Here is a 26,990-nt window from a genome sequence, read left to right on the forward strand (position 1 = left end):
CGCTTGACGGGCGGGTTGATGGCCGGTTAATCGCCGGTTGATGGCCGGTTGATTTGCCGGTGGTTGATTGACCGGCCGCCCGCCCGCTCGCCGCCCGCGTCGCGACGCGGGCGGCCGCTACGAGCCGGCGGCGGCCAATGCCGCCGGCAGGCGCGACGCCGGCCCCGGCGTGCGCAGCGTGACATCGATGCCGGCGACCCGCGCCGCACGCTGGAAGTCGGTCAGTGTCTCTTCGATATCGTGGTCGATGCGCTCGCAACGGGTTGCATCGATGATCAGTTTCCCGCCGGCTTCCACCTTCGCCAGATGGCGCCGCAGCTGCGCCTTGTGGAAGAACGACACGTCCTTGTGCAGGCGAAGCAGATAGCAGTCCTCGTAGCGCGTCAGCGAGATCGCGCTCCGCGCGTGATGGCGCAGCGTGAAGGCGATCCCCACCGCCATGCCGATGGCGATGCCGAACAGCAGGTCGGTGGCCAGGATGGCCGCGATCGTGACGACGAAGGGCAGCGCCTGCGCCGGGCCCTTGCGCCAGGCCTCGACGAACAGCGCGGGCTTGGCCAGCTTGTAGCCCACGTGCAGCAGGATGGCGGACAGCGCCGCCAGCGGAATCCAGCGCAGCAGGTCGGACAGGAACAGCACGCTGGCCAGCAGCAGCACGCCATGCACGACCGCCGACACCTTGGTGCGGCCGCCCGCGCTGATATTGGCCGAGCTGCGCACGATCACCGCGGTCAGCGGCAGCGCGCCGACCAGACCGGCGACCATATTGCCGACGCCCTGCGCGTACAGCTCCCGGTTGGGCGGCGCCACGCGGCGCATCGGATCGAGCTTGTCCACCGCCTCCAGGCTCAACAGCGTCTCCAGGCTTGCGACGATCGCCAGCGTCAGCGCGACCACATACAGATCGGGATTGGCCAGCGCCGAGAAGTCGGGGCGCGCCAGTTCGGCCAGCAGAGACGCCGGACCATCGATGGCCGGCAGCTGCACCAGATGGTCGGGAGCCAGCGCGGCATCGGGGCTCGCATGCAGGGCGAAGCGCTGGTACAGCACACCCCACAGCACCGCCAGCAGCGGTGCCGGCAAAGCCCGCAGCGTGCGACGCTGCCGGATGAAATCGGTATCCCAAAGCACCAGGATCGCCAGCGCCACTGCCGCCACCGTCAGGTTGCTGCCCGACACCATGCCGAGCGCCTGCTGAGCGGCCTCCGCCAGGCCCGCCTCGTCGACCAGCCGGCTGTCCAGCGGCGCCGACGAGGGCAGGCCGAGCGCGACCGGCAGTTGCTTGATGATCAGCAGCAAGCCGATCGCGGCCAGCATGCCCTTGATCACGGCCGACGGTACCAGCGCCGCGATATCGCCGGCGCGCAGCCACGCGAAGACGATCTGCAGCGCGCCGGCCAGCATCACCGCGACCAGGAAGGCGGAGAAGCCGCCGAGCGTCGAGATTGCGCCGACGACGATCACGACGAGGCCGGCCGCGGGGCCGCTGACGCTCAACTGCGAGCCGCTCAGCATGGCGACCACCACGCCGCCGATCACGCCGGCCAGCAGGCCGGACAACAACGGAGCGCCGGAGGCCAGCGCGATGCCCAGGCACAGCGGCAGGGCAACGAGAAATACCACCACGCCGGCGGGAATGTCGCGGCCGAGGTGGCGCAGATAGGCGTCGCGCAAGGACGGGATGGAGACGGTCGGGGTAGGGGGCGCCGTGTTCATAGGGGTCGATGCGATGGAGGGTTGGACGAAAGGGTGGCTCATCGCCGCCGCGAACGCGGGCCGAGCGGCTCGATGTCAGCCGCCGGGTCCGGCGTTCGCGACGACGACGGTGGGACGACGATGCCGCCGCGGCAACAGCGAGTTGCTGCAGCGTTTCGTAGACCCCGTGTGCTCTGTATTTGGGGGCGGCGTCAGCGCGCCAATGTGTCAGGCCGCCAGCGGTTCCGGCGACGCGTCGGCGTCGGTGCCATCGAGGCACAGCCGCTCTTCCAGCAGGCCCGTTTCCAGCGAGTAGATCCACGCATGCAGGCGCAGCGCGCGGCCGCTGTCCCACACCTTGCGCACCAGCGGCATCCCGGCCAGCTTGCGCACCTGCGCGATCGCATTGAGTTCGACCAGCCGCGCGGTGCGCGCGTCGTCGTTGTCGAGGCGATCGAGTTCGCCGCAATGCGCGCGATAGACCTGCCGGATCTTGTCCAGCCGCGCATCGACGTGGGGCAGCTCCGGCACGCGCGCCAGCGACGCACGCACGCCGCCGCAGCCCTGATGCCCGCAGACGATGACGTTGCCCACGCGCAGCACCTCGAGGGCGTACTGCAGCACGCTCATCAGATTGGGGTCGTCCTCGCACACCAGGTTGGCGATGTTCCGGTGCACGAACAGATCGCCGGGCTCGGCATTGGTGATCAGCTCCGCAGGCACGCGGCTGTCCGAGCAGCCGATCCACAGCACGTCCGGCGCCTGGCGCACCGCCAGACGCTTGAAGCGGTCGGGATCGCGTGACAACACTTCGGTGGCCCAGGCGCGGTTCTCTAGCATCAGGCGTTTGGCGACTTCCATGGTGGCTCCCTGCTGGCGGACGGTTGGCATGGTGACGGCCGCCGGGGACCTCGTGCACTGCGCCAGCGTGAACTGCGGGCGAGTCGATGTCGTAGTGCACTGCATCAGTGCATTGCGATCGCGGTGCCGTACGGCGGAACAACTCTTCGTCCAGTCGCGGCGAAAGTGAGTTCCGTGTTACATCGCACAAATTTGTGCAACGCAGAATTCGGCCGCATTGAAAGCGGGGAAGCGCCTTTGCCGGTCTTGTGGTCGCCCTCGCTAGCCCAGCACCAGCGTCAACGCCAAGCCCATCATCACCGCCGCGATGGCGCCGTCGAGGCAGCGCCATGCCATCGGCCGGCGGAACAGCGGCGCCAGCAGTCCGGCGCCGTAGGCCAGCGCGAGGAACCACGACAGGCTCGCCAGCGCGGCGCCGAGGCCGAAGATCCAGCGGCCGTCGCTGCCATGCTGGCTCGCCAGCGCGCCGAGCAGCACCACGGTATCGAGATAGACGTGCGGATTCAGGAAGGTGAAGGCAAGACAGGTGGCCAGCGCGGTCGCCAGCGGCAATGGGGCCGCGGCCTGCAGCTCGACCTTGCCGGCATCCAAGGCGCGGCGTGCCGCCATCAGGCCGTAGACCGCGAGGAAGGCCGCGCCGCCATAGCGCGTCAGCGTCAGCCAGCCGGGATGCGCGTGCAGCAGCGCGCCGAGGCCGGCGATGCCGACGCCGATCAGCAGCGCATCGGAGGTGGCGCACAGCAGGGCCACCGGCAGGCGATGCTGGCGCCGGATGCCGAGCCGCAGCACGAAGGCGTTCTGCGCGCCGATCGGGATGATCAGCGCCAGGCTGGAGAGGAAGCCGGCCATCAGGGGCATGTCGATCTTCATCGGGGGGATGGGGTCGGAAGTTCGAAGTTGGAAGGGTCCAAGCGTAGCTTTGCGACCGTCAAAAGAAAAACTAAACTTCCTTGTCCTGGATTAGAAATACTAATGATGAAAATCGACAACGGCCAGCTGGCCGCCTTCGCCGCCGTGCTGCAGGAAGGGAGTTTCGAGGCCGCGGCCCGGCGCCTGCATGTCACGCCCTCGGCCATCAGCCAGCGCATGCGCCAGCTCGAGGAGCGGCTCGGCCAGGTGCTGCTGCAACGAGGCAGCCCCTGCCAGCCGACCGCGGCCGGCCGCACGCTGGCACGCTATACCGAGCAACTGGCGCTGCTCGAAGCGGAGACGCTGGCTGAACTGGGCGACGCCGATGGCAATGGCTTGCGGGGCACGAGCGGGATGCCGCTGCGCGTGCCGCTTGCCGTCAATGCCGATTCGCTCGACAGCTGGTTTCCCGCCAGCTTCGACGCCTTGCCGGCCGAGCCCGCGATGGTGTTCGATCTACGCGTCGAAGATCAGGACCATTCGGCAACGCTGCTGCGCGAGGGCGTGGTGATGGCGGCGGTCAGCGCCAGCGCCGAGCCGGTGCAGGGCTGCACGGTCGAACCGCTCGGCATCATGCGTTATCTCGCCGTGGCTTCGCCGCTGTTGATCGCGCAGGCATTTGCCAAGGGCGTCAACGCCGCCAGCCTGTCGCGCACGCCGATGCTCGCCTTCAATCGCAAGGATGCGCTGCAGGCGCGCTTCATCGCGCTGCTGATCGGGCCCGATGCCGAGCAGCCGATGCCGCCGATTCACTACGTGCCCTCGACCGCCGGCTTCGTCGCGTTTGCCCAGCGTGGGCTCGGCTGGGGCATGATGCCCGAGCCCTTCGTGCGCGAGCCGCTGGCGCACGGGACGCTCGCCGAATTTGCGCCGCGCCGGCATCTGGACGTGCCCTTGTACTGGCACCGATGGCGGCTGCGCTCGCCGGCGCTCGACGCCGTCACGCGCGCGGTGCGGCAGGCGGCGGCGTCGTCGTTGCGGCCGCTGGGAGCGCACCCGCCACGGGGGCCGTTGCGGGCGGGGAAGAAGCGCTGAACGATCCCGCTCGCGTTCGGTTCAGGAGTTGGGTCAGGCGATCGGCTTGACGACGATCGTGATCGAGCTGGCGTTCGGCGCAGGGTTTGGGTCTGGCGATCGGCTTGGCGGCGATCACGACCGAGCTTGGGTTCGGCTCAGGGGTCTGGGTCAGCCGATGGGATTGGCGACGATCGTCGAGGACGAGCGTACAAAGTTGCCGCCGCCGAGATGATGGATCGTGTGCAGGGCCTCGTTGCCCGCATCGAACTTCCACCGGCCATTGGCGAACACGCGCGGATCCGCGGCCGCGGCCACGACCTCGCCGAAGCAGGTGTCGTAGGCATCCTCGGTATGCGCCTCCGGAATCAGCCGGCACTCCATCCACGCGCTGCAGCCCGCTTCGATCAGCGGCAGCCCGAGCTCGGGACCGGTGATGCTTGCGATGCCGAACTGCGCGAACTTGTCGACGTCGCGGCCCGTGGCGCTGCCCACCGCGTAGGTCATATCGATGGCGGCCGCGCCGGGGATGCAGATGCCAAAGCTGCCGCTGGCCGCGACCAGCTCGCGCGTGAAGGTTCGCTTGTCGATCACGATCGCAATGCGCGGCGGTGTGAATTCGACCGGCATCGACCAGGCGGCGGCCATCACGTTGCGGCGGCTGCCGTCGCTGCTGGTGACCAGCACGGTCGGGCCATGGTTGATCAGGCGGCTGGCGTATTGGAGGGGGACGGGTTGGAAGGCGGTCATCGCGGTCATCGGTTTCGCTCTGCTTCGATGAAATGTGAAGAATGATTGCCGCGATAATGCCATCGCTCCGCCGATCGGGGTGGTTGGGGTCCGCAAAGCCGAAAAACAAAAACCCGCGAAGCTTGCGCTGTCGCGGGTTTCAGGACATCGATTTGCGGATGTCGTCGGACGGAATACTGGTGGAGCCGGCGGGAATCGAACCCGCGTCCGCAGATCCTCCACAGAGAGTTCTACATACTTAGTTCTGTCATTTGATTTAACCGCCGCATCGCGGACGAACACGCTCTACGACGGCGAGTCACTTGGTTTTCGTCCCTGAGGTCGTGACACCCGCAGGGCTTATCTGACGTAAATGACCTCGCGTGGTCTTGCGACCCTAGCCCGTCAGCGAGCCAGTGCGAGGACGGCGGCCCTTAGGCTGCCAGTGCGTAACGTTCGTCGTTAGCAGTTATTGCGTTCCCATTGATTTACGAGGTGACGGGTCCTCGGTATGCCCTCTACTGCTTTGCAACCCACGTCGAAACCAGGTCGGCCCCAGTAAGGAAAACGGATTGTACCCGCTTTCGACGCCGGGCGTGCGCGTCGGTTCCCTAGGCGGCGGGAACGGCCGCGGTGAGCAGCGGAATCAACTCGCTGGGATGGCGCACCAGGTGATCGCCGCCCCAGCGCTCCGGTGGCTCGCCCTCGCCGCAGTAGCCATAGGCCGCCGTGATGGTGGCCATGCCGGCCGCCTTGCCGGCCTGGATGTCGCGCAGGTCGTCGCCGACATAGGCGCATCGGCTCGGATCGACGCCGCTGACCTGCGCGGCGTGCAGCAGCGGGGCGGGGTGGGGCTTCGGATAGGGCGTGGTGTCGCCGCTGACCACGGCGGCGGCGCGCGGCGCCAGGCCAATCGCATTGACCAGCGGGGTGGTGAAGCGGGCGATCTTGTTGGTCACGATGCCCCAGCGGATGCCGGCGGCTTCGAGTGCGGCCAGAACCTCTTCCATGCCGTCGAACAGCCGGGTCTGCACCGCGATATCGGCCTCGTAGTAGTTCAGGAAGGCATCGCGCAGTGCCGGGAAATCGGGGTCTTCGGGCGTCTTGCCGAAGGCGGCGCCGATCAGGCCGCGCGCCCCATGGGACGCGACCGGGCGCAGCAGCGCATAGTCCACCGGCGGGCGGCCATGCTCGACCACCAGCCGGTTGGCGGCGGCGGCCAGGTCGGGGGCGGTGTCGGCCAGCGTGCCGTCCAGGTCGAAGAAAACAGCGTCGAAGGTCGGCATGCTCAGGCGGTGCGGCGCAGGGCCATCATGTAATTGACGTCGGTATCGCGGCTCAGCTCGTAGACCTGGGACAGCGGCCGGTAGACCATGCCGCGCAGCTCGATCAGGTCCAGGCCCGCCTGCCGGGCGAAGCGCGCAAGTTCGGCGGGTTTGATGAACTTGTCGTAGTCGTGCGTGCCGCGCGGCAGCATATTGAGCACGTATTCGGCGCCGAGCACGGCCAGCAGGTACGCCTTCAGGTTGCGGTTGATGGTCGAGAAGAACACGTGGCCGCCGGGGCGGACCAGCGTGGCGCAGGCGCGGACGATCGAGGCCGGGTCCGGCACGTGTTCGAGCATTTCCATGCAGGTGACCACGTCGAAGCTGGCCGGCATCCGCCCGGCGAGCGCTTCGGCCGCGATCTCCTCGTAGGTCACGGCCACGCCCGATTCCAGGCTGTGCAGGTCGGCGACCTTCAGCGCCTTGGTCGACAGGTCGATGCCACGCACGGTCGCGCCGGCGCGCGCCATGCTCTCGGACAGGATGCCCCCGCCGCAACCGATATCCACGACCTGCTTGCCGCGCAGGTCGGCGATGCTGTCGATCCAGCCCAGCCGCAGCGGGTTGATCTCGTGCAGCGGCTTGAATTCGCTGTTCGGATCCCACCAGCGGTGGGCCATTTCGCTGAACTTGTCGATCTCCTTCAGGTCGGCATTGCGCGCAATCTGGTGGGTTTCGACGGTGGGGTGAATCACGGGGGAAGTCGGCGTCATGAATCTGGCGCGCGCCTGGCGGCGCGGGACATTAGGAATTGGGGCAACTCTAACAAAATGCGTCCCCTGAGGCGAGCCGGGAGGAAATTGCTGACCCAGTGAACGAGTGAGGCGAGGCAGGGTGCCAAGCCAGGAGGGCGAGCAGCACGGCGCGACCGCAGGAACGGACCGGGCGCCGAACGAAAACGCAGGACGAAAAAAAGCCCAGCTTGCGCTGGGCTTTTTCGCCGTGGAGCGGGACCGATCAGCGAGCGCTGCGGGTACCGACCACTTCGACTTCCACGCGGCGGTTCGGCTGCTGGCAGGCGATCTGAGCGGTGCGGTTGCCCTTGCACGACTTCGGATCGACCTTCAGCTGGCGCTCGCCCTTGCCTTCGGTGTAGACGCGGTTGGCTTCCACGCCCTTGCTCACCAGATAGGCCTTGACGGCTTCGGCGCGGCGGATCGACAGGCGATCGTTGTAGCGATCGGTACCGAACGAGTCGGTGTGGCCGACGGCGATGATCACTTCCAGAGTGATGCCCGACAGCTTCGACACCAGGTCGTCCAGCTTGGCGCGGCCTTCCGGCTTCAGGACAGCCTTGTCGAAGTCGAACAGCGTGTCAGCGGCGAAGGTGACCTTCTCGCTCGAGACAACCGGGGGAGCGACCGGAGCCGGAGCCGGAGCCGGGGCAACAGCCGGAGCCAGCGCGCCATCGCACTGAGCATTGGCCGTGGCCGGGGTCCAGGAGCTATCGCGCCAGCAGAGCTCGTTCGTGCCATTCTTCCACACGTACTCGCTCGTACCGTTACCCCAGTTGTCGTTGACGGCCTTCTTTTCGTAGGGGACCGACGCGGTCTGGGCTTGAGCGGATGCGGCCATTACTGCGGTAGCTGCAACGAGCGCGAGCTTGGCAAATTTTTTCATATTTCTCCTCTCAGGATGAGATCACCGCAGGGTTACTGCGAGCAAATGGACGAAAACAAGTCATACATTCTTCGGAGTATAACCTTCTCGCTCGAGGTGACGAATGCTCCACTTCGAACAATGTCTGGCTCTTCGCTGGGGAATTGTGCCACAAGGCTCGTTTCCTAAGAAGTAAATATATGCGATTCAATCCATGGCTTCGGGGCCTGTGGTGTTTGTGCAACATGGCCCTTGCGATGCCCGCAAACCCTTGTGCCGCTTGGGTTCCGAGGCATCGTTGCGGATCGGCGGGGGCAGCGCGAAGGGTGGTGGGAGGGGCACGGGGAGGCGGTGCGGCGCATGTTAGAATGCCATGTTACCCGCCGCGCCGGCAGCACCGGATCATCCGGTGCCGACCTCCGCTTGCGGGCGTTTCAACCGCATAAGCCACGCCGCAATGGATCAATTCGCCAAAGAAACCCTTCCGGTCTCCCTCGAAGAGGAAATGCGTCGCTCGTACCTGGATTACGCGATGAGCGTGATCGTCGGGCGCGCGCTTCCCGATGTACGGGACGGCCTGAAGCCCGTCCATCGGCGAGTGCTGTTTGCGATGCACGAGCTGAACAACGACTGGAACCGCCCCTATAAGAAGTCGGCGCGTATCGTCGGCGATGTGATTGGTAAATATCACCCGCACGGCGATACCGCGGTCTACGAGACCATCGTCCGCATGGCGCAGGATTTTTCGCTGCGTTATATGCTGGTTGACGGCCAGGGCAATTTCGGTTCGGTCGACGGCGACAATGCCGCGGCCATGCGTTATACGGAAATCCGGTTGTCCAAGATAGCGCATGAAATGCTGCTGGACATCGACAAGGAAACCGTCGATTTCGTCCCCAACTACGACGGCTCCGAAAACGAGCCGCAAATCCTGCCGGCCCGTATCCCGAATCTGCTGATCAACGGTTCGTCGGGTATTGCGGTCGGCATGGCCACCAATATCCCGCCGCACAATCTGAACGAAGTGGTCGACGGCTGCCTGCACCTGCTGCGCAACCCGCAGGCGACGGTCGACGAGCTGATCGAACTGATTCCGGCGCCCGATTTCCCGACCGCCGGCATCATCTACGGCATCCAGGGCGTGCGCGAAGGCTACCGCACCGGCCGCGGCCGTGTGGTGATGCGAGCACGTACCCACTTCGAGGATATCGACCGCGGCCAGCGCCAGGCAATCATCATCGACGAGCTGCCCTACCAGGTGAACAAGCGCACGCTGCTGGAGCGCATCGCCGAGCTCGTCACCGAGAAGAAGATCGAAGGCATCTCGGACATCCGCGACGAATCGGACAAGTCCGGCATGCGCGTGGTGATCGAGCTCAAGCGCAACGAGGTGCCCGAGGTTGTTCTGAACAACCTATATAAGAACACCCAGCTGCAGGACACCTTCGGCATGAACATGGTGGCGCTGGTGGACGGCCAGCCGCGCCTGCTGAACCTGCGCCAGATGCTGGAGTGCTTCCTGTCGCACCGGCGCGAGGTGGTGACCCGCCGCACCGTGTTCGAACTGCGCAAGGCCCGCGAGCGCGGCCATGTGCTGGAGGGCCTGGCGGTGGCGCTGGCCAACATCGACGAGTTCATCGCGATCATCAAGGCCGCGCCGACCCCGCCGATCGCCAAGCAGGAACTGATGGCCAAATCGTGGGATTCGCAGCTGGTGCGCGAGATGCTGGCGCGCGCCGAGACCGACACCCCGGGCGGCCGCGCGGCCTACCGTCCGGATGGCCTGCCGCCGGTGTTCGGCATGCAGGACGACGGCCTGTACCGCCTGTCCGACTCCCAGGCCCAGGAAATCCTGCAGATGCGCCTGCAGCGCCTGACCGGCCTGGAGCAGGACAAGATCGTGCAGGAGTACCGCGACGTGATGGACGCCATCACCGACCTGCTCGACATCCTGGCCCGTCCGGAGCGCATTACCACCATCATCACCGACGAACTGACCGCGATCCGCGCCGAATTCGGCGACGACCGCCGTTCGCAGATCGAGCTGAACGCGACCGAGCTCGATACCGAGGACCTGATCACCCCGCAGGACATGGTGGTCACGCTGTCGCACAGCGGCTATATGAAGAGCCAGCCGATCTCGGAATACCGCGCGCAGAAGCGTGGCGGCCGGGGCAAGCAGGCGATGGCGACCAAGGACGACGACTGGATCGATACGCTGTTCGTCGCCAACACGCACGACTACATCCTGTGCTTCTCGAACCGCGGCCGGCTCTACTGGCTGAAGGTCTATGAGGTCCCGCAGGGCTCGCGCACCTCGCGCGGCCGGCCGATCGTCAACATGTTCCCGCTGCAGGAAGGCGAGAAGATCACGGTGATCCTGCCGGTGCGCCAGTTCGACGCCGAGCACTTCATCTTCATGGCGACCGCCCGCGGCACCGTCAAGAAGACCGCGCTGACCGAATTCTCGAATCCGCGCAAGGCCGGCATCATCGCGGTCGACCTCGACGAGGGCGACTACCTGATCGGCGCGGCGATCACCGACGGCCAGCACGACGTGATGTTGTTCTCGGACGCCGGCAAGGCGGTGCGCTTCGACGAGAACGACGTGCGTCCGATGGGCCGGCAGGCCCGCGGCGTGCGCGGCATGAACCTGGACGACGGTCAGACCGTGATCGCGATGCTGGTCGCGCCGGCCGAGAATGCCGAGGATGCCGGCTCGGTCGGCAGCGTGTTGACCGCGACGGAGAACGGCTACGGCAAGCGCACGCCGATCACGGAATACACTCGGCATGGCCGCGGCACCAAGGGCATGATCGCGATCCAGACCAGCGAGCGTAATGGCCGCGTGGTGGCCGCCGCGCTGGTCGCGCCGGAGCACGAGATCATGCTGATCACCACCGGCGGCGTGCTGATCCGCACCCGGGTGGCCGAAATCCGCGAGATGGGCCGCGCCACCCAGGGCGTCACGCTGATCAACGTCGACGAGGGCACCAAGCTCTCGGGCCTGCAGCGCATCGTCGAAAGCGATGCCGATAATGGCGACAACGGCGACGGCGGCGACAACGGCGAGATCGACGCGGAAGGCGAGGGCGCCGGTGCCGAAACCAATGCCGGCACCAACGGCGACGACAATGGTGCCAGCAACGGCGCCGATGATGTCGCAAATGGTGACAATGGCGCTCAATCGTAATCAGATGCAACAATGGCGCGGCCGCTGGAACTAGGCCAGTCGCTACCGGACTAAACCGGACGAATTCATCAGGGAGTCATAATGCTCAACACCACTCGACGTATTGCTGTGCTGGCTGCTTTTGTTCCGGCCTTGATGGTCGCGCAGCATGCGCGCGCGCAGGACGCGGACAAGACCGCGGCGATCAAGGAACTGCTGTCCGTGATGCAGGCCGACCAGGCCGTCAAGGGCCAGGCCGAGAACTGGCAGGCCGGCGCCAAGCAGGAAGCGCCGCTGGTGCTCGAACAGGTGCTGGTCGAGAACAAGACGCTGAGCGACGCGCAGAAGCAGGCCGCCGTCGAGAAGCTGAAGAAGAACGGCGCGGTGCAGCGCATGGTCGATGGCGCCGGCAAGCAGTTCGGCACCGAAGCGTTCAAGAACGACGCCATCAAGGCGCACTATGACGCCTTCGGCAAGTACTACACCGCCCAGGAAATCCGCGACCTGACCACCTTCCTGAAGTCGCCGACCGGCCAGAAGTTCATGGCCAACCAGGGCAAGGCGACCCAGGAAATCTGGGGCTCGATGATGCAGAAGTACGGCCCGCAGGTTGGCAAGTCGATGCGCGACGCCGCCGAGAAGGAAGTCACCGCGGCGTCGAAGTAAGCCGGGCGCCGGCGTCCGGTGCGCCACCTCGGCGACGCCGGGGCGCCAACGAAATGCGTCTTTAGGTAATAATGGCTGCTTGGGCTATCCCAAGCAGCCATTTTTCTTTCCGTTCATGAACGATCCCCAGAATCCCGCCCTTGCCGCCATGATGCAGCGCGCCATGGCCGAACGTGTCTACAACTTCTCCCCGGGCCCCGCGACGCTGCCGGCCGAGGTGCTCCAGCAGGCAGCAGAAGAAATGCTCTCCTGGCACGGCACCGGCATCTCGGTGATGGAGATGAGCCACCGCAGCAAGGAGTTCGAGGGGATCCACAACGAGGCGCTGGCCGATCTGCGCGAGCTGCTGCGCGTTCCCAAGGAATTCCGCATCCTGTTCCTGCAGGGCGGGGCCATCGGCGAGAACGCCATCGTCCCGCTGAACCTGATCGGACGCCTGAACCCCGAGCGGCCCAAGGCCGATTTCGTCGTGACGGGCACCTGGTCGGTCAAGACCGAGCAGGAAACCCGCCGCTACGGCGCCAGCCATATCGCCGCCAGCAGCGTGGACCAGCGCTTCGCGCGCATCCCCGATCCGGCGAGCTGGCAGCTGTCCGACGATGCCGCCTACGTGCACCTGTGCACCAACGAGACCGTCGTCGGCGTCGAATTCCAGGAAGTGCCCGATATCGGCCAGAACCAAGGCCGCGTGGTGGTCGCCGACGCGTCGAGCCATATCCTGTCGCGGCCGGTCGACTGGTCGCGCGTGCAGGTGGTCTATGGCGGCGCGCAGAAGAATATCGGCCCGGCCGGCGTCACCATCGTGATCGTGCGCGAGGACCTGCTCGGCCACGCGCATCCGCTGTGCCCGTCGGCGTTCAATTGGCGCATCGTCAACGACAACAATTCGATGTACAACACGCCGCCGACCTACGCGATCTATATCGCCGGGCTGGTGTTCAAATGGCTGAAGCGGCAGGGCGGCGTGGACGGCATCGAGCAGCGCAATATCGCCAAGGCGCGCGCGCTCTACGACTTCCTCGACCAGAGCGCCTTCTATCGCAACGAGATCGATCCGAGCTGCCGTTCGCGCATGAATGTGCCGTTCTTCCTGGCCGACGAGTCCCGCAACGAGGCCTTCCTGGCCGGCGCGCGCGCCAACGGGCTGGTCCAGCTCAAGGGCCACAAGTCGGTGGGCGGCATGCGCGCCAGCCTGTATAACGCGATGCCGCTGGAGGGTGTCACCGCGCTGATCGACTATATGCGCGAGTTCGAGCGCAGCGCCGCCTGAGCGGCGGCCATTGCGCCATCGGCGGCGAGACGGTCCTGCGTGGGCGTGGCTTGCCGATCGATGGCGAATCGGGATTTCCATCATGACGAACCAAGATAAAAACGCTGCGGCCGCTGCCCAGGGCCAGCAGCCTGCCATGCCGACCGAGGAGCAGGAGCGCGCGCTGTCCGTGGAACTGGCGCCGCTGCGCGAGCAGATCGACGCCGTCGATCGCGAGCTGCTGGCGATGCTGAACCGCCGCGCGCAGCTGGCGCTGGACGTCGGCGAGGTGAAGAAGAAATTCGGCGCGCCGGTGTTCCGGCCGGAGCGCGAGCTGCAGGTCATTCGCAAGGTCCAGGGCAACAACCCCGGGCCGCTGCGCGGCGACAGCGTCGCGGCGATCTGGCGCGAGGTGATGTCCGCCTGCCGCGGCCTGGAGAAGCCGCTGGAAGTCGCGTTCCTCGGCCCGGCCGGCACCTTCTCCGAGCAGGCGCTGTACGCCCACTTCGGCCACGAGGTCGCCGGCGTGCCGTGCCCGAGCATCGACGAGGTGTTCCGGGCGGTCGAGGCCGGCACCGTCGAGTACGGCGTGGTGCCGGTCGAGAATTCGACCGAGGGCGCGGTGTCGCGCACGCTCGATCTGTTCCTGCAGACCTCGCTGAAGATCAGCGGCGAGATCGCGCTCAAGGTCCATCACAACCTGATGGCGTCGTCGCCCGACATGAAGGGCGTGACCGTGGTGCGCGCCCATCCGCAGGCGCTGGCGCAGTGCCAGCACTGGCTGACGGCCAACTATCCGCACCTGGAGCGGCAGGCGGTGTCGAGCAACGGCGAGGCGGCCCGCATGGCCAGCGAGGACCCGACGGTGGCGGCGATCGCCGCCGAGACCGCGGCCAATCGCTATCACCTGCACATCATCCGCTCGCATATCCAGGACGATCCGCACAATCGCACGCGCTTCGCGGTGATCGGCCGCTACGAGACCGAGCCGTCGGGCAGCGACCAGACCTCGCTGATCCTGTCGGTGCCGAACAAGGCCGGCGCGGTCTACCAGCTGCTGGCGCCGCTGGCCGACAACGGCGTGTCGATGTGCCGCTTCGAATCGCGGCCGGCGCGCAGCGGGGCCTGGGAGTACTACTTCTACGTCGATATCGAGGGCCACCAGCGCGATGCCGCGGTCGAGCGCGCGCTGCAGCAGCTGCGCGCCAACGCGGCGTACTTCAAGGTGCTGGGCTCGTATCCGTCCAGCAAGTAGCACGCACGCAGGCAGGCAGCGCACTGCGGACAGAACAACCCAAGGTGGAACACCGGGCCCGCGGCGGGCCGAGGCAAGGCAATCAGGAGTCGATATGGCAGAGCAGGGCAGGCAGTTCGGTCCGGAATATGTGCGGGCGATTTCCCCTTACGTCGCGGGCCGGCCGATCGCCGAGGTCGCGCGCGAATTCGGCCTCGACGAGGCAACCATCGTCAAGCTGGCCTCCAACGAGAACCCGCTCGGCATGCCGGAGTCGGCCAAGGCCGCGATGGCGGCCGCGGTGGCCGAGCTGGGCCGCTATCCCGATTCCAACGGCTTCGAGCTGAAGGCCGCGCTGTCGGCCCGCTACGACGTGCCGGCCGACTGGCTGACCCTGGGCAACGGCAGCAACGACATCCTCGAGCTGGCCGCGCATGCGCTGGTCAAGCCGGGCGAATCGATCGTCTACGCGCAGTACTCGTTCGCGGTCTACGCGCTGGCGACGCAGGAAATCGGCGCCCGTGCGATCGAGGTGCCGGCGCGCGACTATGGCCACGATCTCGACGCGATGGCGGCGGCGATCGCGCCCGATACCCGGCTGGTCTTCATCGCCAACCCGAATAATCCGACCGGGACCTTCCTGCCGGCCCCGCAGATCGAAGCCTTCCTGGCGAAGGTGCCGGCCGACGTGGTGGTGGTGCTCGACGAGGCCTACAACGAGTACCTGGACCCCGAGGACCAGTACGAGTCGGTGCAGTGGGTGCGCAGGTATCCGAACCTGATGGTCTCGCGCACGTTCTCGAAGGCCTATGGCCTGGCCGGGCTGCGGGTCGGCTATGCGGTCGCGCAGCCTGCGCTGACCGATCTGCTGAACCGCATCCGCCAGCCGTTCAACGTCAACAGCCTGGCGCAGGCGGCCGCGGTGGCCGCGCTCGGCGACGAGGCCTTCCTGCGCAAGAGTGCGACGCTCAATCGCGAGGGCAAGGCGCAGCTGGTGGCGGCATTCGATCGGCTCGGCCTCGAATATGTGCCTTCGTACGGCAACTTCGTGCTGGTCCGTGTCGGCGACGACAATGAGGCGGGCGCGCGTGTCAATCTGGCGCTGCTCAAGCAGGGCGTGATCGTGCGGCCGGTCGGCAGCTATGGGCTGCCGCAGTGGTTGCGCGTGACGATCGGGCTGCCGCAGGAGAACGCGGCCTTTATCGCAGCGCTGGAGCGCGCGCTGCAGTAGGGGCGCCGCGGTCCAACTCCCGACAGGGCGCCGCTGGCGCCCTGTCTGCCATATCGGCACCACCGGCGCCCGCCTGCGCGCAGCGACCGGCTACAATGCCGGTTTTCCTCCTTTCCGCCGCCGATCTCGGCGTACTGTCGTGAGTGCCCTGCATTTTTCCCGTGTCGTGATCGTCGGCGTCGGCCTGATCGGCGGTTCCCTGGCCCGAGCCCTGAAACGTGCCGGTGTCGTCGGCGAAGTGGTCGGCGTCGGCCGTTCTCCCGCCTCGCTGGAACGCGCGCTGGCGCTTGGCGTGATCGACCGCGCCGCCTCGCTCGAAGATGCCGCGCAGGGCGCCAGCATGATCGTGCTGTGCGCGCCTGTGGCGCAGACCTTCGCGCTGCTGCATGCGCTCGAGCCCCATCTGCAGCCCGGCACCATCGTCACCGACGCGGGCAGCACCAAGTCCGACGTGATCATGGCGGCCAAGACCGCGCTCGGCGACAAGGTCGCGCAGTTCGTGCCGGCCCATCCGATCGCGGGACGCGAGCTCAACGGCGTCGAGGCCGCTCTCGACGATCTCTACGACGGCAAGAAGGTCGTGCTGTGCCCGCTGCAGGAGAACAGCCGGGCCGATGTCGCGGCGGTGCGCGCGATGTGGGAGACCGCCGGCGGTGTCTGCGAGATCATGTCCGCCGTGCAGCACGACGCGGTGTTCGCGGCGGTCAGCCACCTGCCGCATCTGCTGTCCTATGCGCTGGTCGCGCAGGTCGCCAATGCCGAGGACGCGGCGCTCAAGCTGGCCTGCGCGGGCGGCGGCTTTCGCGACTTCACGCGGATCGCCGCGTCGTCGCCCGAGATGTGGCGCGACATCTGCCTGGCCAATCGCGAGGCGCTGCTGCGCGAACTCAATACCTATCAGTCGGTGCTGGCCCATCTGAAGGCGCAGATCGAGGCCGGCAATGGCGACGCGCTCGAACGCGTGTTCGCCCGCGCCAGCCAGGCCCGGCTGCAGTGGGGCGCCGAGCGCGCCGCCGCGGCGGACGTCGAGCCGTGATGTCGGCCGATCCTGCCGCCAACCCGCGCTGCCTTGTTGCCCTTCGTATGCCGTCCCGACCGTAGCCCGACCATGGAACATCTGACGCTTGGCCCCTTCACCCGTGCCGCCGGCACGGTTCGCCTTCCCGGCTCGAAGAGCATCTCCAACCGCGTGCTGCTGCTGGCCGCGCTCAGCGAGGGCGAGACCCGGGTGCGCGACCTGCTCGATTCCGACGACACGCGCGTAATGCTCGGCGCGCTGAAGACGCTGGGCGTGGCATGGCGCAAGGACGGCGACGATCATCTGGTCACCGGCGTCGGCGGCAAGTTTCCGGTCAAGGCGGCCGAGCTGTTCATGGGCAATGCCGGCACCGCGATCCGTCCGCTGACCGCGGCGCTGGCGCTGCAGGGCGGCGACTATCGGTTGTCGGGCGTGCCGCGCATGCACGAGCGGCCGATCGGCGATCTGGTCGACGGCCTGCGCCAGGTCGGCGCGCGCATCGACTACCTCGGCAACGAGGGCTATCCGCCGTTGCACCTGCAGCCGTCCCAGATCCGTATCGACGGGCCGATCCGCGTGCGCGGCGATGTGTCCAGCCAGTTCCTGACCGCGCTGCTGATGGCGTTGCCGCTGGCCGACGCGCCGGGCGGCCGCATCGAAATCGAGGTGGTGGGCGAGCTGATCTCGAAGCCCTATATCGAGATCACGCTGAATCTGCTGGCGCGCTTCGGCATCGAGGTCAAGCGCGACGGCTGGTCGCGCTTCGTGCTGCCGGCGCGGGCGCGTTACCGCTCTCCCGGTGAAATCTTCGTCGAGGGCGACGCGTCGTCGGCCTCGTACTTCCTGGCCGCCGGCGCCATCGGCGGCGGTCCGGTGCGGGTCGAAGGGGTGGGGCTGGCAAGCATCCAGGGCGACGTGCAGTTCGCCGATGCGCTGAACCGGATGGGCGCCAACGTGATGGCCGGCGCCAACTGGATCGAGGTGCGCGGCGTGGACCGCGACGACGGCCGGCTGACGGGCATCGCGCTGGACTGCAACCATATTCCCGATGCGGCGATGACGCTGGCGGTGGCGGCGCTGTTCGCCGACGGTTCCACCACGCTGACCAATATCGGCAGCTGGCGCGTCAAGGAGACCGATCGCATCGACGCGATGGCGGCCGAGCTGCGCAAGCTCGGCGCCGACATCGAGGCCGGCCAGGACTATCTGCGCATCGCGCCGCCGGCGCAGTGGCGCACGCCCGCCGACGGCATCGACACCTATGACGACCACCGGATGGCGATGTGCTTCTCGCTGGCGACCCTCGGGCCCTTGCCGATCCGCATCAACGATCCGCGCTGCGTGGCGAAGACGTTTCCCGACTATTTCGACGTGTTTGGCCAGGTGGTCCGCTGAATCCTGGTCAGGGCGGCCGGGCCGCCGGGCCGGCTGGCGCGGCCCAGGCGGGCCTATTGCGCCGGCGCCATCGCCATCCCGCTGTCACGCCCGGCATCGGCCGGCGCGTCCGCCTGTGCTGCCTTGCGCCGTTCGCGCTGCTCCCAGTAACGGTCGAAGAAGTAGTGGGCCACCGTGTTGACGGCCGGTTCGATGAAGGTGACGGCACCGCTGATGGCAATGCTGCCGGTCAGCGCATAGGTCACGCTGAACGCGATGCCGAGGTGCATGATGCCGAACGACAGGGTTTTTGCCATGGTAGATTGCCTCGTTGGTCTGCGGGAGCCGCCGATCGACGCTCCCTACCGATGGAAGAATGATAATGGTTCTCAATTAGATCGAGAAATTGATCGTTGCTTTTGTCTTGATAAGAAATGACTATCGCTGAAGTCGTCACCATCGACGGGCCAACGGCCTCCGGCAAGGGAACCGTGGCGCACAAGGTCGCCGACGCGCTGGGCTTCCATCTGCTCGACAGCGGGGCGCTGTACCGTCTGGTGGCGCTGGCCAGCGAACGCGCCGGCATCGACGCGTCCGACGTGCCGGCCCTTGCAAACCTGGCGGGTCGCCTCGATGTCAAGTTTGGTCCGGATCGGGTCTGGCTGTCGGGCGAAGAGGTGAGCCTGGCCATCCGCGCCGAGGCGATCGGCAACCGGGCTTCGGCGCTGGCGGTCCATCAGCCGGTCCGCGATGCGTTGACGGCACTGCAGCGGGGCTTCCGCAAGCTGCCCGGCCTGGTGGCCGACGGCCGCGACATGGGCACCGTGATCTTCCCGGACGCGCGCCTGAAGGTGTTCCTGACCGCAAGCGTCGAGGCACGCGCCCGCAGGCGCTATAAACAATTGATTGATAAGGGAATTTCTGCTAGTATCGAAAACCTTTTGCGTGATTTGGAAGCACGCGACGCGCGGGACCGTTCCCGTGCCGCCGCCCCGCTTCGTCCCGCGGAAGATGCGCGACTGCTCGATACCTCCGACATGACGGTGGATCAGGCGGTGGCGCAGGTGCTGGCGTGGCACGCCGAACTGGGTCCGCTGACCCAGGGGTGACCGCGCCGCGCCATCGGGCGCCGGCAGCCGGCCGCAGCGAACGCGACAACGAACGCGTCCGCAGGCGGAACGGGCCGCCGGCATGGTTCAACCTGACCCCGCTGCCCTGGCAGACTGAGCGTGATCGTCGCGCCGGCCACGGTATTGCGGATTGCTAACTTACGTTTATGTCCGACCTGCAAAACAACGAATCCTTTGCCGCACTGTTCGAGGAATCCGTCGCCCGCTCCAATATGAAGGCTGGCGAGGTGATTTCGGCCGAAGTCGTGCGCATCGACCACAATTTCGTGGTCGTCAACGCCGGCCTGAAGTCTGAAGCCTTCGTCCCGGTGGAGGAGTTCCTGAACGACCAGGGCGAACTCGAAGTGCAGGCCGGCGACTACGTTTCCGTGGCCATCGACGCGCTCGAGAACGGCTATGGCGACACCATCCTGTCCCGCGACAAGGCCAAGCGCCTGGCATCGTGGCTGAACCTCGAGAAGGCGCTGGAAGACGGCGAAATCATCTCGGGTACCGTGACCGGCAAGGTCAAGGGCGGCCTGACCGTGATGGTCAACGGCATCCGCGCGTTCCTGCCGGGTTCGCTGGTCGATGTCCGTCCGATCAAGGACACCACGCCGTACGAAGGCAAGACCCTGGAATTCAAGGTCATCAAGCTGGATCGCAAGCGCAACAACGTGGTGCTGTCGCGCCGCGCCGTGGTGGAAGCGACCCTGGGCGAAGAGCGCCAGAAGCTGATGGAAACCCTGAAGGAAGGCGCCATCGTCAACGGCATCGTCAAGAACATCACCGACTACGGTGCGTTCGTCGACCTGGGCGGCATCGACGGTCTGCTGCACATCACCGACCTGGCATGGCGCCGTGTTCGCCATCCGAGCGAAGTGCTGTCGGTTGGCCAGGAAATCACCGCCAAGATCCTCAAGTTCGACCAGGAGAAGAACCGCGTCTCGCTGGGCGTCAAGCAGCTGGGCGAAGATCCGTGGGTCGGCATCTCGCGCCGCTACCCGCAAGGCACCCGCCTGTTCGGCAAGGTCACCAACCTGACCGACTACGGCGCGTTCGTCGAGATCGAAGCCGGCATCGAAGGCCTGGTGCACGTGTCGGAAATGGACTGGACCAACAAGAACGTGGCCCCGTCCAAGGTTGTCCAGCTGGGCGACGAAGTCGAAGTCATGGTGCTGGATATCGACGAAGACAAGCGTCGTATCAGCCTGGGCATGAAGCAGTGCAAGGCCAATCCGTGGGACGACTTCAGCCGCAACCACAAGAAGGGCGACAAGCTGACCGGCCAGATCAAGTCGATCACCGACTTCGGCGTGTTCATCGGTCTGCCGGGCGGCATCGACGGCCTGGTGCACCTGTCGGACCTGTCCTGGCAAGAGTCGGGCGAAGAGGCCGTGCGCAAGTACAAGAAGGGCGACGAAGTCGAGGCCGTGGTGCTGGGCATCGATGTCGACAAGGAACGCATCTCGCTGGGCATCAAGCAGCTGTCGGGCGATCCGTTCAACAACTTCATCTCGGCCAATGACAAGGGCTCGATCGTCACCGCGACGATCAAGACCGTCGACCCGAAGGGTGCCGTGGTCCAGCTGGCCGACGACGTCGAAGGCTATCTGCGCGCCTCGGAAATCTCGGCCGACCGTGTCGAGGATGCCCGCAACGTGCTGAAGGAAGGCGAGCAGGTGACGGCGGTGATCGTCAACATCGATCGCAAGTCGCGCAACATCAACGTGTCGATCAAGGCCAAGGACTCGGCGGAGCAGCAGGAAGCCCTGCAGAAGTTCCAGGCCGACACCGGCACGGCTGGCACGACCAACCTGGGCGCGCTGCTGAAGGCCAAGCTGGGCCAGGACAACCAGTAATCGCGTCCATCGCGACCGTCCAACTCACGCGCGGATGCCATGACCAAGTCCGAGCTCGTCGAAAAGCTGGCTGCCCGCTTTCCGCAGTTGCTGCTGCGGGACGCGGACATCTCGGTGAAAACGATCCTCGACGCGATGTCCGATGCGCTGGCCGATGGCCATCGCATCGAAATCCGCGGGTTCGGCAGCTTCGGCCTGAATCGCCGGCCGCCGCGCGTGGGGCGCAATCCCAAGTCCGGCGAGCGGGTGCTGGTGCCCGAGAAACGGGTACCGCACTTCAAGGCGGGCAAGGAGTTGCGTGAGCGGGTCGATCGCAATCCGGCGGCCGGCAACGGCAGCGGTAACGGCGATCACGGTGTCAACGGCAACGGCGGCAACGGTGCCAATGGCAACGGTGTCGACGGCACCGCGCTGGGGCTGAACGGCAATGGCGGCGGCGCCGCCAATGGGCATGCCCCGCTGGGCGGCGAACGCGGTTCGTTGTCCGGTTCGTTGACCGGTTCGTTGACGCAAGGCACCGCGATGACCGGCGTCCAGCAGGAAGGCTCCGGCCTGAATCTGGCGCAGTCCTGAATTCCAGCGGCTTCGGCAACGAAGCGGCGAGGAAATCGAAAAGCGCTCCGCAAGGAGCGCTTTTTTTATGCCCGTCGCATGGCGAGGCACGGAACCGCGGCACTGGCGGGCTGGTCTGAGTGACCTTTCCGTATCGCGACGAGACGCCGAAAATTGCCCGCATCGCCAGGCCTGATCGCGCCGTGTGCGCCAATCGATTCCGCTACAATGCCGGGGAACCGCCGCCCGCGGCCGGCTGGCCATTCGGATATCGACAGCCGGCGCGCGCACGGACGCTTCTTCGCCTTCTTCGCCATTTCGCCGCCACGCCGCCGCAGACACCTCGTCAATCGCATGAAACTTGTCGCCTGGATTATCCGTATCGTCCTGTTCGCGCTGCTGTTCGTGCTCGCCCTGCGCAATACCGCCGATGTGTCGCTGCAGCTGTTCTTCGATGCGGTCTGGCGCGCGCCCCTGATTCTGATCCTGCTCGCCGCCTTCGTGCTCGGCGCGCTGGCCGCACTGATCTCGGTGGCGCCCAGCCTGATGCGCCAGCGGCTGGAGATCGCCCGGCTGCGCCGTGCGGTCGGCAATGCACGCACGCCGGTCGACGATGGCGCCGGCGCGTCGACTTCCAAGGCCGTGGCGCCTTACAACGTAATCGGCCCGAAAGTCTAAGCAATGAATTTTGAAACCTGGTGGCTGCTCGCCCTTCCGCTCGTATTCGGGCTCGGCTGGATGGCGGCCCGCCTCGACCTGCGGCAGGCGATCAGCGAGCAGGGCGCCTTGCCGCGCTCATATTTCAAGGGCCTGAACTTCCTGCTCAACGAGCAGCCGGACAAGGCCATCGATGCCTTCATCGAGGTCGCGCGGCTCGATCCCGAAACCACCGAACTGCATTTCGCGCTGGGCGCGCTGTTCCGCCGCCGCGGCGAGACCGAGCGCGCGATCCGCGTGCACCAGAACCTGGCCACGCGTCCCGATCTGCCCGACACCGAGCGCGAGCATGCGCTGTACGAACTGGGCCAGGACTATCTGCGCGCCGGCCTGCTGGACCGCGCCGAGGACGCGCTGCGCGCGCTGATGTCGGGTCCCTATGCCGCATCGGCCAAGCGCGTGCTGCTGGAGCTGTACGAGGTCGAGAAGGAATGGCGCAAGGCGATCGACGCCGCGCGCGAGCTGCAGAGTGCGACCCAGCAGGACTACAGCGTGCAGATCGCGCAGTTCTGCTGCGAGCTGGCGCAGGACGCGCTGCAGCGCAAGCAAGCCGACGAGGCGATCGGCTGGCTCGAGCAGGCGCTGCGCGAGAATCCGAAGAATGTGCGCGCACCGATCCTGCTGGGCGACGTCGCCATGGCGTCGGGCGATCTCGGCGCGGCGCTGGGTCACTGGCTCGGCATCGAGCGCCAGGACGCCAGCTACCTGCCGCTGGTGGCCGATCGCGTGGTCAAGGCGTATCGCGACCTGGGCGAACAGGGCAAGGCACTCGAATGGCTGCGCGGGCTGCTGAAGACGGGTCTTGCCCCCGAACTGCTCGATACCGCCTATCGCACCGAACTGGAACTGGCCGGCCCGGCGGCCGCCGCCGCGCTGATGCGCGAGCAGCTGCGCCGCCAGCCGTCGCTGCAGGCGCTGACCCGCTATTTCGACGCGCGTGCCGCGCTGGCCGCGCCGGCGCCCGCGACAGCGGACGTCGCCGAAGGCAATGGCGCGCCCGCCGCGGACGCGACCAACGCCAACGCCGATGCGACCACCGCCGATGCCACCACGCAGGAAGACGCCGCGATCCGCGACCTGCTGCAGCTGCGCACCCGCAACCTGGCGCGCTACACCTGCCGCGAGTGCGGCTTCCGCGCCCGCCTGTTCTACTGGCAGTGCCCCGGCTGCAACCGCTGGGAATCCTACGCGCCGCGGCGCACCGAAGCGCTCGGCTGAGTCCGCGTCCAGCCTGATCCGCCCCGTCTCACGGAGTCGTCCTCATGAAAGTCACCATCATCGGCAGCGGTTATGTCGGCCTGGTCACCGGCGCCTGTCTCGCCGAGCTGGGTAACGATGTGTTCTGCCTCGACGTCGATGAAGAGAAGATCGCGCTGCTCAACGATGGCGGCGTGCCGATCTACGAGCCCGGCCTGAAGGACCTGATCCAGCGCAACCGCGAAGCCGGACGGCTGGTGTTCTCCACCGACGTCGCCGCCGCGGTCGACCATGCCGACGTGCAGTTCATCGCGGTCGGCACGCCGCCCGACGAGGACGGCTCGGCCGACCTGCAATACGTGCTGGCGGCCGCGCGCAATATCGGCCGGCACATGACGGGCTTCAAGATCGTGGTCGACAAGTCGACCGTGCCGGTCGGCACCGGCGACCGCGTGGCGGCGGCGATCCGCGAGGAACTGGCCAAGCGCGGGCTCGAGGACCTGCAGTTCTCGGTGGTCTCCAATCCCGAATTCCTGAAGGAGGGCGCCGCGGTCGAGGACTTCATGCGCCCCGATCGCATCGTGCTCGGCTGCAACAACGACGCCGCCGGCCGCCATGCCAAGGCGATCATGCGGGCGCTGTACGCGCCGTTCAACCGCAATCACGAGCGCACCTTCTACATGGACGTGCGCTCGGCCGAGTTCACCAAGTACGCGGCCAACTCGATGCTGGCGACGCGGATCTCGTTCATGAACGAGCTGGCCAACCTGGCCGACGAGGTCGGCGCGGATATCGAGCTGGTGCGGCTCGGCATCGGCTCCGATCCGCGGATCGGCTACAGTTTCCTCTATGCCGGTGCCGGCTACGGCGGTTCGTGCTTTCCGAAGGACGTGCAGGCGCTGATGCGCACGGCGGCCGCGAGCGGCAAGCCGATGCGCGTGCTGGAGGCGGTCGAGGCGGTCAACGACGCGCAGAAGCGCGTGCTCGGCGACAAGGTCGTGCGGCGCTTCGGCGAGGACCTGAGCGGGCGCACCTTCGCGATCTGGGGCCTGGCGTTCAAGCCGAATACCGACGACATGCGCGAGGCGCCGTCGCGAGTGCTGGCGCGCGATCTGGTCTCGCGCGGCGCGTCGCTGCGGGTGCACGATCCGGTCGCGATGCAGGAGGCGCGGCGCGCGCTGGCGCAGGACCTGGCCGGGATCGAGGGCGGCTTCGACCGCGTGACCTTCTGCGACGCGCAGATGGAGACGCTGGACGGCGCCGACGCGCTGGCGATCGTCACCGAATGGAAGGTGTTCCGCAGCCCGGACTTCGCGCAGATCCGGCGGCGGCTGAAGACGCCGGTCGTGTTCGACGGGCGCAATCTGTATGAACCGGCCGCGATGCAGGAGGCCGGTATCGAATATCACGCGATCGGCCGGCCCGCGGCGGCGGCCTGACGCAACATGCCGGTGCGGCCGCCGAGCGGCGCGCCGGCCAAAAGGAAGCTCATGAACAGGAACCCGATCTCTCGCGAACAGATCCAGCAATCGCGCATCCTGGTGGTGGGCGACATGATGCTGGACCGCTACTGGTTCGGCGATGTCGAACGGATTTCGCCGGAGGCCCCGGTCCCGGTGGTGCAGGTCAAGCGCAGCGAGGAACGCCTGGGCGGCGCCGCCAACGTGGCGCGCAACGCCGCCGCGCTGGGCGCGTCGGTCGGCATGCTCGGCGTGGTCGGCGACGACGAACCCGGCAGCATGCTGGAGAACCTGCTGACCGCGGAACACGTCCAGCCGTTTCTCTACCGAGACCGCAGCGTCAATACCACCATCAAGCTGCGCGTGGTCGCGCACCAGCAGCAGCTGCTGCGCGTGGACTTCGAGAATCCGCCGGCGCACGAGGTGCTGCTGTCGGTGCAGGACCGTTTCCAGGCACTGATCGGCGACTACCAGGTGCTGGTGCTGTCCGACTACGGCAAGGGCGGCCTGACCCATGTGTCGCGCATGGTCGAAGGCGGCCGCGCCGCCGGCAAGATGGTGCTGGTCGACCCCAAGGGCGACGACTACTCGCGCTATCGCGGCGCCACGCTGATCACGCCGAACCGCGCGGAGATGCGCCATGTGGTCGGCGCCTGGAAGACCGAGGCCGACCTGACCATCCGCGCGCAGAACCTGCGCCGCGCGCTGCAACTGGAAGCGCTGCTGCTGACGCGCTCCGAGGAAGGCATGACGCTGTACACCGAGGCCGAAGTGCTGCACGTCTCCGCGCAGGCGCGCGAGGTCTACGACGTGTCGGGCGCCGGCGATACCGTGATCGCGACGCTGGCCACCATGCTGGGCGCCGGCATTCCGCTGAAGGAAGCGGTGCAGCATGCCAATCGCGCCGGCGGCATCGTGGTCGGCAAGCTGGGCACGGCCGTGGTCAGCTATCCCGAATTGTTCGGCGCGGCGCAAGGCTGACGCGCCTCCTATCACTGCTGGATTCACCATGACCATCATCGTCACCGGCGCCGCCGGTTTCGTCGGCAGCAACCTCGTCAAGGGGCTGAACGAGCGCGGCGAGAACAACGTCATCGCGGTCGACAACCTGACCCGCGCCGACAAGTTCCACAACCTGGTCGATTGCGAGATCGCCGACTACCTGGACAAGACCGACTTCCTGGACCGCTTCGCGCGCGGCGAATTCGGCAAGGTCCGCGCGATCTTCCATGAGGGCGCCTGTTCGGACACGATGGAGACCGACGGCCGCTACATGATGGAGAACAACTACCGCTACTCCAAGGCGCTGATGGAAGCGTGCCTGGAGCAGGGCGTGCAGTTTCTCTATGCCTCGTCGGCGGCCACCTACGGCGCCTCGCAAACCTTCAAGGAAGACCGCGAATACGAGAAGCCGCTGAACGTCTACGGCTACTCGAAGTTCCTGTTCGACCAGCTGGTGCGGCGCACGCTGCCAAATGCGCACTCGCAGATCGTGGGCTTCCGCTACTTCAACGTCTACGGTCCGCGCGAGGGCCACAAGGGCCGCATGGCGTCGGTGGCCTTCCACAACTTCAACCAGTTCCGCGCGGACGGCACCGTCAAGCTGTTCGGCGAATACGGCGGCTATGGCCCCGGCGGGCACAGCCGCGACTTCGTCTCGGTCGAGGACGTGGTCAAGGTCAACCTGTTCTTCCTGGACCATCCCGAGAAGTCCGGCATCTTCAATCTCGGCACCGGACGCGCGCAGCCGTTCAACGACATCGCGACCACCGTGGTCAACACGCTGCGCGGCGCCGAAGGCAAGCCGCCACTGACGCTGGAGGAGATGGAGCAGGAAGGGCTGATCGAATACATCAAGTTCCCCGACGCGCTGCGCGGCAAGTACCAGTGCTTCACGCAGTCGGATGTGTCGCGCCTGCGCGGCGCCGGCTATACCGCGCCGTTCTATACGGTCGAGGAAGGCGTGGCGCGTTATTGCCGCTGGCTGCTCGAGCGCGGCGGCTGAAGTTGGGCAAGT

The 26,990-nt window shown here is 66.7% G+C and carries 24 protein-coding genes and 1 other RNA gene; 16 read left to right on the forward strand and 9 right to left on the reverse strand.

Going from position 1 to position 26,990, the window contains the following annotated elements; all coding sequences use genetic code 11:
- Window positions 1–117: 117 nt before the first annotated feature.
- The 3 genes from KZ686_RS07715 to KZ686_RS07725 form a co-directional block, all read right to left on the reverse strand.
- Window positions 118–1,716, reverse strand: coding sequence for a SulP family inorganic anion transporter (locus KZ686_RS07715; protein WP_265633373.1), 1,599 nt, complete (start codon window positions 1,714–1,716; stop codon window positions 118–120).
- Window positions 1,717–1,923: 207 nt separating this feature from the next.
- The gene (locus KZ686_RS07720; RefSeq protein ID WP_149317874.1) at window positions 1,924–2,556 is read right to left on the reverse strand and encodes a carbonic anhydrase; all 633 of its coding nucleotides are present in this window, start codon (window positions 2,554–2,556) and stop codon (window positions 1,924–1,926) included.
- A 261-nt stretch (window positions 2,557–2,817) separates the two neighbouring features.
- Window positions 2,818–3,414: a LysE/ArgO family amino acid transporter gene (locus KZ686_RS07725; RefSeq protein ID WP_187829160.1), complete on the reverse strand. Its 597-nt coding sequence runs from the start codon at window positions 3,412–3,414 to the stop codon at window positions 2,818–2,820.
- A 114-nt stretch (window positions 3,415–3,528) separates the two neighbouring features.
- On the opposite strand from KZ686_RS07725, the gene KZ686_RS07730 reads away from it, so the two are divergent.
- Entirely contained in the window at window positions 3,529–4,500 is a 972-nt protein-coding gene (locus KZ686_RS07730; RefSeq protein ID WP_322784920.1) for a LysR family transcriptional regulator ArgP, read from the forward strand.
- Between the two features lie 150 nt (window positions 4,501–4,650).
- Here KZ686_RS07730 and KZ686_RS07735 read toward each other — a convergent pair whose 3' ends face one another.
- From KZ686_RS07735 to ompA, 5 genes are all read right to left on the reverse strand, one after another.
- Window positions 4,651–5,229: a flavin reductase family protein gene (locus tag KZ686_RS07735; protein ID WP_265633436.1), complete on the reverse strand. Its 579-nt coding sequence runs from the start codon at window positions 5,227–5,229 to the stop codon at window positions 4,651–4,653.
- A gap of 177 nt (window positions 5,230–5,406) precedes the next feature.
- Window positions 5,407–5,765: a transfer-messenger RNA gene (gene ssrA / locus KZ686_RS07740) on the reverse strand.
- Window positions 5,766–5,819: 54 nt separating this feature from the next.
- Window positions 5,820–6,494: a phosphoglycolate phosphatase gene (gene gph, locus KZ686_RS07745; protein ID WP_150084155.1), complete on the reverse strand. Its 675-nt coding sequence runs from the start codon at window positions 6,492–6,494 to the stop codon at window positions 5,820–5,822.
- A 2-nt stretch (window positions 6,495–6,496) separates the two neighbouring features.
- Window positions 6,497–7,246, reverse strand: coding sequence for a bifunctional 2-polyprenyl-6-hydroxyphenol methylase/3-demethylubiquinol 3-O-methyltransferase UbiG (ubiG, locus tag KZ686_RS07750; RefSeq protein ID WP_265633374.1), 750 nt, complete (start codon window positions 7,244–7,246; stop codon window positions 6,497–6,499).
- A gap of 244 nt (window positions 7,247–7,490) precedes the next feature.
- A complete protein-coding gene (gene ompA / locus KZ686_RS07755) occupies window positions 7,491–8,153 on the reverse strand; it encodes an outer membrane protein OmpA (RefSeq protein WP_265633375.1) in 663 nt (220 codons plus the stop codon).
- Between the two features lie 436 nt (window positions 8,154–8,589).
- Between ompA and gyrA the strand changes: the two genes are divergently transcribed.
- The 7 genes from gyrA (at window position 8,590) to aroA (ending at window position 18,097) form a co-directional block, all read left to right on the forward strand.
- Window positions 8,590–11,325 (forward strand): DNA gyrase subunit A, encoded by a 2,736-nt coding sequence (gyrA, locus tag KZ686_RS07760; protein WP_265633376.1) that lies wholly within the window; start codon window positions 8,590–8,592, stop codon window positions 11,323–11,325.
- 81 nt (window positions 11,326–11,406) lie between these two features.
- Entirely contained in the window at window positions 11,407–11,970 is a 564-nt protein-coding gene (locus tag KZ686_RS07765) for a DUF2059 domain-containing protein (RefSeq protein WP_265633377.1), read from the forward strand.
- A 115-nt stretch (window positions 11,971–12,085) separates the two neighbouring features.
- Window positions 12,086–13,240, forward strand: coding sequence for a 3-phosphoserine/phosphohydroxythreonine transaminase (gene serC, locus KZ686_RS07770; RefSeq protein WP_265633378.1), 1,155 nt, complete (start codon window positions 12,086–12,088; stop codon window positions 13,238–13,240).
- An 82-nt stretch (window positions 13,241–13,322) separates the two neighbouring features.
- Window positions 13,323–14,474, forward strand: a complete 1,152-nt coding sequence (gene pheA / locus KZ686_RS07775; RefSeq protein WP_149317881.1) for a prephenate dehydratase — start codon at window positions 13,323–13,325, stop codon at window positions 14,472–14,474.
- A gap of 94 nt (window positions 14,475–14,568) precedes the next feature.
- The gene (hisC, locus tag KZ686_RS07780) at window positions 14,569–15,684 is read left to right on the forward strand and encodes a histidinol-phosphate transaminase (protein ID WP_265633379.1); all 1,116 of its coding nucleotides are present in this window, start codon (window positions 14,569–14,571) and stop codon (window positions 15,682–15,684) included.
- 139 nt (window positions 15,685–15,823) lie between these two features.
- The gene (locus KZ686_RS07785; RefSeq protein ID WP_226108268.1) at window positions 15,824–16,720 is read left to right on the forward strand and encodes a prephenate dehydrogenase; all 897 of its coding nucleotides are present in this window, start codon (window positions 15,824–15,826) and stop codon (window positions 16,718–16,720) included.
- Between the two features lie 72 nt (window positions 16,721–16,792).
- Complete coding sequence (aroA, locus tag KZ686_RS07790; protein ID WP_265633380.1) at window positions 16,793–18,097, forward strand: 3-phosphoshikimate 1-carboxyvinyltransferase; 1,305 nt, start codon at window positions 16,793–16,795, stop codon at window positions 18,095–18,097.
- A gap of 53 nt (window positions 18,098–18,150) precedes the next feature.
- On the opposite strand, the gene KZ686_RS07795 is transcribed toward aroA, so the two are convergent.
- Window positions 18,151–18,393 carry a DUF2061 domain-containing protein gene (locus KZ686_RS07795; RefSeq protein WP_149317885.1) on the reverse strand — a complete coding sequence of 81 codons (243 nt, stop codon included), beginning with the start codon at window positions 18,391–18,393 and terminating at the stop codon, window positions 18,151–18,153.
- A gap of 117 nt (window positions 18,394–18,510) precedes the next feature.
- Between KZ686_RS07795 and cmk the strand changes: the two genes are divergently transcribed.
- The 8 genes from cmk (at window position 18,511) to rfaD (ending at window position 26,978) form a co-directional block, all read left to right on the forward strand.
- The gene (gene cmk / locus KZ686_RS07800) at window positions 18,511–19,185 is read left to right on the forward strand and encodes a (d)CMP kinase (RefSeq protein ID WP_149317886.1); all 675 of its coding nucleotides are present in this window, start codon (window positions 18,511–18,513) and stop codon (window positions 19,183–19,185) included.
- Between the two features lie 167 nt (window positions 19,186–19,352).
- Window positions 19,353–21,047 (forward strand): 30S ribosomal protein S1, encoded by a 1,695-nt coding sequence (gene rpsA / locus KZ686_RS07805; RefSeq protein WP_149317887.1) that lies wholly within the window; start codon window positions 19,353–19,355, stop codon window positions 21,045–21,047.
- A 39-nt stretch (window positions 21,048–21,086) separates the two neighbouring features.
- Window positions 21,087–21,620 carry an integration host factor subunit beta gene (locus KZ686_RS25500; RefSeq protein ID WP_149317888.1) on the forward strand — a complete coding sequence of 178 codons (534 nt, stop codon included), beginning with the start codon at window positions 21,087–21,089 and terminating at the stop codon, window positions 21,618–21,620.
- Between the two features lie 333 nt (window positions 21,621–21,953).
- Window positions 21,954–22,277, forward strand: a complete 324-nt coding sequence (locus KZ686_RS07815) for a LapA family protein (RefSeq protein ID WP_149317889.1) — start codon at window positions 21,954–21,956, stop codon at window positions 22,275–22,277.
- 3 nt (window positions 22,278–22,280) lie between these two features.
- The gene (gene lapB / locus KZ686_RS07820; RefSeq protein ID WP_265633382.1) at window positions 22,281–23,534 is read left to right on the forward strand and encodes a lipopolysaccharide assembly protein LapB; all 1,254 of its coding nucleotides are present in this window, start codon (window positions 22,281–22,283) and stop codon (window positions 23,532–23,534) included.
- A 44-nt stretch (window positions 23,535–23,578) separates the two neighbouring features.
- Window positions 23,579–24,952: a UDP-glucose dehydrogenase family protein gene (locus KZ686_RS07825; protein ID WP_226108267.1), complete on the forward strand. Its 1,374-nt coding sequence runs from the start codon at window positions 23,579–23,581 to the stop codon at window positions 24,950–24,952.
- A 51-nt stretch (window positions 24,953–25,003) separates the two neighbouring features.
- Window positions 25,004–25,954, forward strand: a complete 951-nt coding sequence (gene rfaE1 / locus KZ686_RS07830; RefSeq protein WP_149317892.1) for a D-glycero-beta-D-manno-heptose-7-phosphate kinase — start codon at window positions 25,004–25,006, stop codon at window positions 25,952–25,954.
- 28 nt (window positions 25,955–25,982) lie between these two features.
- Window positions 25,983–26,978: an ADP-glyceromanno-heptose 6-epimerase gene (gene rfaD, locus KZ686_RS07835; RefSeq protein WP_149317893.1), complete on the forward strand. Its 996-nt coding sequence runs from the start codon at window positions 25,983–25,985 to the stop codon at window positions 26,976–26,978.
- Window positions 26,979–26,990: the final 12 nt, after the last annotated feature.

This window comes from Cupriavidus cauae, assembly GCF_026210475.1.
Lineage (GTDB): Bacteria > Pseudomonadota > Gammaproteobacteria > Burkholderiales > Burkholderiaceae > Cupriavidus > Cupriavidus cauae.